This is a genomic window from Pseudoalteromonas rubra, from assembly GCF_001482385.1.
Taxonomy (GTDB): Bacteria; Pseudomonadota; Gammaproteobacteria; order Enterobacterales; family Alteromonadaceae; genus Pseudoalteromonas; species Pseudoalteromonas ardens.
In genome coordinates this window covers 135,804-145,587 of sequence record NZ_CP013612.1, presented here as the reverse complement: position 1 = coordinate 145,587, position 9,784 = coordinate 135,804, and the positions used below count along the sequence as shown (strand labels likewise).

Sequence of the window (9,784 nt, the reverse complement as noted above, 5' to 3'; positions counted from 1 at the left end):
TTAGTTACGCGGTGGAAAAACCCCGTCTGTCGCAATTAACCAGTTTACCGGTAATACCGGATTTAACACATTCAATGGCGCTGAGCCACCCGTGTTAGTTACTGTTACCGTTCCTCCGGCAGAACCACCACCAGATAGGCTCAGCCCTTTTATCGTAGTTAGATTTTCTGACGAAAATCCTGGGTTAAAGAAACCTTCACTGTTATTCTGCGCGATGTACGAGTTAGTATCAGGTATCTTAGTATTTGCCGCATTAGTAGCGACCTGTAGCGTGCCACTTACAGGGTTTGTACCGCCTAGCGGTGTAAAAATCGCGGTATGAGAGTGCGCAGGCATATGAATAATCTCAATACCTACCGACTCTGTACCTAGTCTTTCACCTTGACGATAGTCCAAACCACCTGGGCGTACACCTTGACCTACCGGACTGCGACCACGCAGGTCAGGCAACGCGTATGTAGTACGCGCATCGCCACCATAAATGGTCCCGATCAACGCAAATAACGCCTGATTTTGTGAAATAGCCATAACCTGGCCTAAACACATTGCAAAATTTCTGATTGTAAAAGCACCGCCGAAGGTACCCATTGAGCCAATATACGGGTCAGTAGACATATAAAATCCTCTCTAATTCGTAAACATACCCTTTAACGATAAACGCTCAGTACCACTAAATTCACTCAGTGATTTATCGACTTGTTGCGACGAGTTCGCACCTACTACTTTAATTACTGCTTTGCCTGAACGGCTTATGTATTGCTGAGCAATCATTGCTCGCGATCAGTCAGGGTTTCCTTCTGGTAAATGAGGTGTAAAAATAGGAGGGATAAAAAACTCCGGTAACTGCACTCTGCGCGCTTCTCCGCTCAATACTTTATCAAGACAAACTGTACCGATATCATTGATGCTGACGTTCAATTCTGCGGGTTCATCGCTATCTGAAAACCGCCAGTATAATTCTGTGGTTTTATAACGTAAGAGTGCCATTAAAGGATAGCCATCAAATTCACTGGGGCTATCACAGAATCTTTCATGGCAGTCTACAAGCTTTTGATCTCCCATAAACTGAACTAACAAACTGCCCATCCCCGGTACTTCTAAAATACTGCACTCGCCAGGTGCGACAACTATCTCGCCAGTGCCTTCAACTTTCGCAATACGCTGCCCTTCACTACTAGGCGTAATGCCTCCATTGTATGGAAACAGCGTAAGATCATAACCATATCGGTTGGTCAGATTGATCTTTATATTCATATCTATCTCGCTTCTGAGTTAAAGTTCAGAGCATAGTTAGAAATGCAGGATAATAAGTACATCGGCTGGGCCACTCACAAGTCCTTCTCAACTAAGCTACCATTGTAAAATTTAGTACAAAGGTATCGGTTTGTAATTGATATACCTCAATCAGAATGCTTAATTTTGAGCTCCTAGATTCTACGCTCAGATGAGGCAGCCACTTCTAAACCAGGTTCCAGTCCAAACAGCACGGCAAACCGGTAGCCATCAAAAATACCTTGCTCGGTTAAAATCGTATCCAGTCGAATCGCGCCATCAACCGTTTTAACTAATAGCCCTTTGCTCCTGTCGAGCTCTAAAATCGTACCAGGCTTAATGCCTGCCAGCTTACACTCCATACTACTGGCTTGCATAAGCTGCAGCATGCCTTCACGAAATTTAAACCGGGCACCACCCAATTCGGCATTTGCTGCACGCGCCAGGTTCACAATCTCGGTGCTGGTATGATGTCGCCAGTCGATCAATAAATCTTCCACCTGCACGTGTTTTGCGTAACGAGGCTCACACTGCTCGCCATCAATTTCGATATGCTCACTTTGCTTTTGCCAGTTCAAAGTCCCTGCGGCCTGCTGCTGAGCAAACTGTTCAAGCAAGGCGGGTACTGCCTGGGCTATCTTCTGATGAAAACACTGTGAAGTATCAAAAGGGTGTACAGGTAAATCAATGTGTGTAGCAATATCGCCAGTATCAAGCTGCTCAGCGACCTTGTGTAAAGTCAGCCTTACAGTATCTGCACCATTCTTAAGTTGCCAGAACACAGGCATTGGGCCGCGATAATCAGGCAGTGCACTGGGGTGAATGTTAAGTACGTCACCTGCAAAAAAGTTTATCAACTTGGTGCGCAGTTTATGTTTGAACAAATAGGCTATGCCACTGTTTGCTCCCAACCTGTCTAGATCGGCAATCAAGGAGTCGTCCGACTCTGTTTTATATTGCAGCATAGGAATTTGATGGTGGTGCAAAAAATGCTGCAACTGGACAAGATCCGGATTGGGTTCAGCTTCAATCAACACAACACAGCTCAGTTGACCTCTTTGCAGTAGGTACTGTACAGCGCTCAGGCATAAGCAACTGCCGCTGAATAGAGCATATTTAACTTCCATGGTCATCTCCTATGCTTTTACCGGAACAAATCCGGGCATACCGCTCAGCTGATAATAAAATTGCACCGTATCACCACTATTGGCCACGAAATGCGTGTGTTCAAGTTCTTTGGGCTTGGCATCAACGTAAAAATTCATGTCAGGTTTAGGGTGAGTAATACCTGAGTCGTATTGATCCAGCCCTTCTTCACCAAACGTGTTGATTTGAGCATAAACCGCTAAAATACGGGTCGACATATCTTCTACGCCTGTTGGTATTGTGATTGTATTCGCTGCAACAACCCGGATATCATCCTCAAGTTCTATTTCTGTCATTTTTAACAGCGCAGACTTATCAATACGCATCAGCTCACCCAGTTCAACACGCTCGTTTATAGCGCTGTCACGCAAATGGTCTGAGTGACAATACTCAGCGTCTTTCCACTGCTGATTATATTCCGTTTCGCCGTGGATCATCATGCCTTTAATCGATACGGAGCGTGGGATCATCCAGCCATCTAGGGTCAGGAATTTAACTAAGTGTTTTGCAATGGCCAGCTGCCCTTCGCGCGTAAAACCATGCTGCATGGCTTCAAGCACAAGTAAGTCCACCGCCTGCTCGGGCTCATATACTGTGGCGTCTTCTTCAATAATGTCTGCGACAAACTCACCTAATTGCAAGTCATCAATCAGCTGTTTTAGCGTTACTATGGCACCAGGGTGGGTATCTACAAATAGCACCTTAATTTGCTCATGGTTAAACTCGTTGTGATTTTTGTAGTAACTGAGCAAAGGCAATAACAAAGGCGCGAATGGGCCGCAAGCAGGGTACAAAATAGTGATAGAGCCCTTATGAGACAGCATGCCCCGTATTGCTTTATCAATGCCTTTTGCATAACCCTTAATCCGATAAATATCCTTAATCGTGTGGCGGCAATTCATGGGCGACATGATTAAACCCGTCGGAGAAATATATTGACGGGTTAACAAGTCTTCGCTGAGCTCTGTCTGGGTCATTGACTGCACGGCATGTTCGTACATGGCCTCAAATGCAGCAGTCAGTTGAGCGTGAGTCGCTTGCGTGGTGCTGAATATTAACGCCATCGCATCTACAAAACTTTGGGTTAACGCTTGCTGTCGCTGAGCCGTGGTGAGTTTAGCCTTGAGTAAAGATTCAAGCTGGCTGCGTACAGTATGCTTTAGTAGTTGATCGACTTTTGGGTCAGCATAATCTGTCACTGACACATTACGCATCTGATGTTTTTCCATAGGGCGCTACCTAAGTTAATAATTCCATGATTGTAAAGCGCTAATTAAAAACCAGCGGTATTCTCTTAGCGCCTTTTAGCGTGCATCATCCAGTCTAGTTGAGCGCAGACAATTTGCGAATACTGCTGTCAAAGAACCATTTTCTGTCACCCAACTGGCCGCCAGTAACGACAACATGTTGAGTACCATCTAGTGCTCTGTAGATAGGTGCTTTTCCAAGCCGAGACTGTCCATACGCGTATAGAAATGCACCGTTGTTATTGAATACTTTGATGCTAGACGCGCCAGAATCAACAACATGTACATGACCTTCATCATCCAATGTCAGGCTTCTGGGGCCATTTAACTGTGCTGCGACCTCTGTGCCAAACTCACCAATATGTGCCAGGCGCTCCCCATAAAAATTAGCCACAATAATTTGGTGGTGGCCACGCTCAATCAAATAAACAAGTTGCTGAGACGGCTCGATTGCAAAATCGCTCACGCTACCAAATCCATCAGGCAAGCCAATCGTCCCCTGCTGAACACCATTAATATCGAATACTGTGATCTCATTGCTCATTTCATAATGAACATACAACAGCGCATCATATCGTCTGGCTACTGCGGGCTTTAATGTGACAGACACACGTTCACCGCTTGGTGCTTCAACCGACATCTTCGGAGCCTTAACCGCCAGTTTGTTCACTGTCTGAACATCAAGGCGTTGTGTATTCTGCTCTGAAAAATCAAATAGAGTGCTATTCGCTGCAAATGCGCTGAGAGGCAGCGCACCACTCGCACACAAGTACGAACTTGTTTTAAGAAAAGTACGACGTTCCATCATTAACCACCTTTAGCTACCGAAAAACTAAGTCATTATTACAAACTATTGAATAATTAGATATTACATCACATTACACACCAAATACAATCTACCCATTTTGTCCCATAAAGTGCACTAGACATCAGAATTTATAACGTTTAAAACATGATTTCTTCTAATCTTCATCTAGAAGCAATTGACCCCTTATTGATAATCGGTAAAGATTACAAACTCATACAATTAGGGAATTAAGCCTCGTTGACCGCGGGCAAAGTACTAAAAGTGACTCATGTTATGAACCCGGTTGCCGATAATGTCAGTACAACCTTCATCTTAGTGAAATTTGTTTCATGTCAAATGACAGGTTATTTACATCGAAGATGTTGAAAAAATATTGTAATAATCGCGATTGTTAACAATAATTTACAACCAAGGTTTAATCTCTGTTAAAATTAGATAAAAATAAATACTATGCCACTAACTCAATTTTCTGATCCTTATATTCAGGATCGCTTTCAGTCGACACAGTACGAGCTTATTCATAAAATCGGTGAGGGTGGCTTTGGTAAGGTCTATAAAGCCAAAAACAAAATTACCGATCAAATAGTGGCGATTAAGTTTCTGGCACTTGAGCCTCACCTGGACGAAGCCAAGAAACACCGTTATATAGAACGATTCAAGCGCGAAACCTCACTCAGTAGCCAATTACAGCACCCACATATCGTGCGCCTGCTTGATAAAGGCCAGGTAGACGAAAACCTGCTATACGGTGTGTTTGAGTATGTAGAGGGGCAGTCCCTGCGTGAGCACCTGATCCAGGAAGGTGCCCTAAACGCAGTCGACGCTGCCGACATCATGCTCCAGGTGCTGGACGCGCTTATCCACGCTCACCAGCAAGGCATTATTCACCGCGACATCAAACCCGCGAACATCATGCTCACCCAGGCGGGCGCCAAAACTTACGCAAAGATTCTCGATTTTGGTATTGGTACACTCAGTCAGGAAAGCCGCCATCAGGACTTTGCCACACTCACGCTGACACAAGAAACGCTCGGTACGCCTTCTTATAGTGCGCCAGAGCAGCTACGTGGCGAACCCGCTTCAGCCAAAACCGATATCTATGTGTGGGGCCTGGTGTTTTTAGAGTGTCTGACCGGTTTACCCGCAGTCACTGGTTCAAGCATTGCTTCTATTTACCATAAACAGCTGAGCGATGTGCACATTCCACTGCCCAGCGCTTTGCTTGGCCACCCACTATCCGGACTATTACGCCGGGTGTTACAAAAAAACGCCACCGAGCGCGTGATATCCGGCCAAGAGGCATTCAAAGAGCTGAATACCATGAATGTGTCGAACCTGGTTGGAGTACTGGCCGATGAGCAAGCGCAACATGGTTTTGACGATGCCACCGTCGTACTGCGCACCGACGACCCCAGCCACCCGGGTCAGCAAGATTACACAACGCTGACTGAGCGTAAGCAAATCACCGTCATGGCGTTGAGGCTGAGCGCCAAAATATTGGATGAAAACGCCAAAGATCTTGATGTCATAGACACTCTGTTTAAGTCGCAACGTAACACCTGTATCGATATTGCGACCCGTTTTGGTGCATACCATGTCGGCAACCTGGCCGATACCGCCTTATTCTATTTCGGTTATCCTGTCGCCAGCGATAACGACACTCGCCTGAGCGCACGTACCGCGCTGGATGTGGTGAGTGAATTGGGCAAACGTAATGCGCTGATGCAGGAAGCCCATGGCGTGCAACTGAATGCCCATATTGGCTTGCATTCAGGTATTTTTGTCACTTATGCCAATGCCGTACCAGAAGGCCATATCGCCAATACAGCAATGCAGCTTGCACGTCTTGCTGGTGAGCGACAAATTTTGTGTACCGCAGAGTCACGTGCCATTCTTGAGCCTTACAGTGAATTCGACTATTTCGACAATATGCCGCTGGGCATGGTGTTTGAGCAACAAGCCATTTATAACCTCAAGGGTGAAAAGCGGGTTGAAGCCTTTGGCTTTATGCGCGGCACACGTCACCATCACAAGCTGATTGGCCGTCAGAGTGAGCTCGATAAAACCCTGTCGATCATCAACAACGAAGAGCAAGTAACCCGGGTTGCCCATATTTATGGTGAGGCTGGCATAGGCAAATCACGTTTGCTCCAGGAGATCCGTGCCAATGCCAGCAAGTACCAGCACCTGGTAGCCCAATGTTTGCCAGAGCACCAAAACAACGCGCTCTACCCTGTGCTGACTTTGGTGCGTTATCTGTTTAATACCAGTAATCTCAGCAATACCGAGGTCATTGAGCTGTTCACCTCCTTGCTTACAGAGCAGGACAGCACGCTCAATACAGAGCAGGACAGCACGCTCAATACAGAGACCATTTTGCCTATCCTGCTGGTGTGGCTGAACATTGAGTTACCCGAAGACATGCAGCCCTCGTCACTGGCGCCGGACGCACAAAAAGAATTGCTGTTCAAAGGCCTGACAGCGCTGTTACTGTCGCACAAATTCAGCCTCAGCAACCACAAGCTATATATCATTGAAGACATTCACTGGGCCGACACAACAACGCTGGAGTTTATCCACCACTTTGCACAAAGCCTCAGCGATGGCAGCGTGCTGATCAGCACCTCGCGCCAGCCTAAGCCAGACAGCCTGCACGACCTGACATTGCTGGAGCTGGAACTACACAAGCTCACCGCCAAAGCAACCGAAGACTTTATCGAGCAACTGTTCGAAGGCAAAGCCGTTTCGAAAAACGTACGCGACATCCTGGTCAGTCGCACCGACGGTATCCCGCTATTTATCGAAGAGCTGGTTGATATGCTGAAACAAAAAGCACTTGTCAGCGAGCAAAGTGGCGAAGTCAACTTCGTCAGCCCAGACAAACTCGATCAGGTCCCAAGCAGCCTGCGCGAGTCACTGCAGCAAAAACTTGACAGCCTGATCCACGCCAAAGAAACGGCCCAACTTGCCGCCACTATTGGCCGCGAATTCGAATACGACCTGCTCGTCGCCGCGTCTTCACTCAGTGAAGATCAGATCCAAAATGACCTCAACGAGCTGATTGAGAAAGACCTGATCATTCAACAACGCCGAGTTGAAAATGATAGCTATATCTTTAAACACGCCCTGGTGAGAGATGCGGCTTATGGGAGTATGAACCCAAAAGACAAGGTCAGGAATCACGGAAGAATTGGAGACACCCTCAGCATTGAATATGCTAATTCTAATTTCGATGAACCGCTAGTCATATCTAATCATTACTACAATGCAGATAAAATTGATAACGCAGTATCATTTCGAACCAAAGCAATTAATAAGCAAGTGAGAAGTTCGGCTCACTCATCAGCAATTGTGATAGGTGACGAAGCTCTCAGCTGGCTTGAAAACTACAAAGAGCACAAAGGCTCTATGTTGAATGAACTAGACCTCCACAAAGCCATGCTACCTTCTATCATGACTCTGTTTGGCTATGGTGCAGAAAGAGTTTTAAGTTGGGGTAATCGGGTTGCCGAAATTGTTCAAAGTCCTTGGCTCGACGACAAACAACAAGACTCTCTCTTCGACATGTACAAGAAAAGTCAATGGACTCTATTCATGTCGGCACATTATGCTTCGCACAGGAGCAAAGCTCGTGCTTTAGGGGAAAGTTTACTTGAAGCTGTAAGAGAAAAAGGGAATAGACAAGATATTATCGTAGTGCTCGTCCACGTAGCTCAAGCATACAATATCGACGGCGATCTTTTATCTGCTAGTGAACTATATGAAGAGGCACTAGAGCTATACAATGATGAACAAGACGCCGCACTCGCTCTTGAGTACGGAATGAACATTAAGGTTCAAATTTTATCTCTCGCATCATATAACTACCTCCATTTAGGGTTACTGAGAAAAGCTAAATATTGTGCTTATGAATCTGCACGTTATGCAGAGGACCTAAACTCCATTGGAGAGATAGTATTTGCAAATATTTTTGTAGCCCTCTATCACATTTTCCTGAAACAACACGATAAAGTTGTCGATAATTGGTCTCGTTTTCAGGAGCTATATGGTGCTCAAGCAAGGGGGAATGTGTTTCATTTACACTTCCTTGAGTGCTACAGCTATTCATCTGCCAAAGACACGAGAATGGCGCGTGAGGCGCTGAACAAACAAATTGAAACGGGACAAACTTTTGCTGCAGGGTACTACGTAACACACCTAGCAGAAGCATATATAGAAGAAGGCGGTTTGAGTGAAGCGCTTGACTTAATGACTTCATCTTTCGAACGCTGTGAACGCCAAGGAGAGCTTTCAGTGATGCCATTTATTAAAAAAACGCTAGCTGAGTGTATGTACCTGGAACAAGGGAGTGCTAACGAGAAAATTATCTCCTTGTTACATTCTTCAATAGATGCAGCTAAAGGCCAAAGCGCAAAGTTTTTTGAACTCGAAAGCCGTCTATATTTGTACTCTCTAAAGCAGGATAGAGAAAATTTTGAGCTACTAAGAGAAAACTATCACTGGTTTGTGAACAACGAGCAACTAGAAGATAGCCCTGTTTTCACCAAACTTTCTAGACTATTAAACGAGGAAAACTAAAATGTCTGACAATTTTCATAAACTAGGTACAAGATATGGCTTTGGTAGCCATGTAGAGGAGTCCGAGCCAACTCCTGTAGATAATGTATTAGCAATTAGTGCATGGCACTCAGCCCTGAGCCGGATGATCGCATATACTTGGAAAAACTGGGACAATGATCAAGAGCTAGATTATATCGTAAAGTTCCCTGAGTATTACTTAGCAAAATTTGGCTTTTTCCCACAAATCCCAGCCTATCAAACTAAGGTTCGATTTGTAATTCGTAAAGGCGACTCTGTCACTTTCACACATGGTGACCGAAATGCTGGGGGTACTATATCTGCAACAGTTGCTGGTGAGCCAGAAACTCAGCAAATTGTAGAACAATTACAACCGTGCCCAGATTACATATCAAATAATCCTGATTTTCAAACTAGTAGTAACATAGAATCTGTAACAAGCATTTGTGGTGATTGCGAACAGCCACCTTCAGATGAAGAAATCAAAGATAAGCTGATAGAAATGCTTGGACTTGACGGCCACACTGATGGCTCTGATCTTCCACCACTGCACAATGGATGGCAATTCAAAGATATGAGCGAATTAACGGGCTGCTTCATTGTTACCATTCCACCAAAGCCAGACTTATCACACATAGATAACGAATCACAAAAGTCGATGGTTGAATCACAAGCTATTAGCGACTTCATGGATATTTGTAGAAGCCAGCCATTTACCTCTTGCTAATAAGCA

General features: G+C 45.2%; 7 protein-coding genes. 2 read left to right on the top strand and 5 right to left on the bottom strand.

Features of this window, described 5'->3' with window-relative positions:
* The 5 genes from AT705_RS20115 to AT705_RS20095 form a co-directional block, all read right to left on the bottom strand.
* Window positions 1-615 carry a phage tail protein gene (locus AT705_RS20115; protein ID WP_058798165.1) on the bottom strand — a complete coding sequence of 205 codons (615 nt, stop codon included), beginning with the start codon at window positions 613-615 and terminating at the stop codon, window positions 1-3.
* Window positions 616-780: 165 nt separating this feature from the next.
* Window positions 781-1,254 carry a hypothetical protein gene (locus AT705_RS20110; RefSeq protein WP_058798164.1) on the bottom strand — a complete coding sequence of 158 codons (474 nt, stop codon included), beginning with the start codon at window positions 1,252-1,254 and terminating at the stop codon, window positions 781-783.
* Between the two features lie 173 nt (window positions 1,255-1,427).
* Complete coding sequence (locus AT705_RS20105) at window positions 1,428-2,399, bottom strand: methionyl-tRNA formyltransferase (RefSeq protein WP_058798163.1); 972 nt, start codon at window positions 2,397-2,399, stop codon at window positions 1,428-1,430.
* 9 nt (window positions 2,400-2,408) lie between these two features.
* Entirely contained in the window at window positions 2,409-3,647 is a 1,239-nt protein-coding gene (locus tag AT705_RS20100) for a hypothetical protein (RefSeq protein ID WP_058798162.1), read from the bottom strand.
* Between the two features lie 94 nt (window positions 3,648-3,741).
* Window positions 3,742-4,473 (bottom strand): beta-propeller fold lactonase family protein, encoded by a 732-nt coding sequence (locus AT705_RS20095; protein WP_157576930.1) that lies wholly within the window; start codon window positions 4,471-4,473, stop codon window positions 3,742-3,744.
* Window positions 4,474-4,923: 450 nt separating this feature from the next.
* Between AT705_RS20095 and AT705_RS20090 the strand changes: the two genes are divergently transcribed.
* The gene (locus AT705_RS20090) at window positions 4,924-9,051 is read left to right on the top strand and encodes a TOMM system kinase/cyclase fusion protein (RefSeq protein ID WP_082669090.1); all 4,128 of its coding nucleotides are present in this window, start codon (window positions 4,924-4,926) and stop codon (window positions 9,049-9,051) included.
* 1 nt (window position 9,052) lies between these two features.
* The gene (locus AT705_RS20085) at window positions 9,053-9,778 is read left to right on the top strand and encodes a hypothetical protein (RefSeq protein ID WP_058798160.1); all 726 of its coding nucleotides are present in this window, start codon (window positions 9,053-9,055) and stop codon (window positions 9,776-9,778) included.
* Window positions 9,779-9,784: the final 6 nt, after the last annotated feature.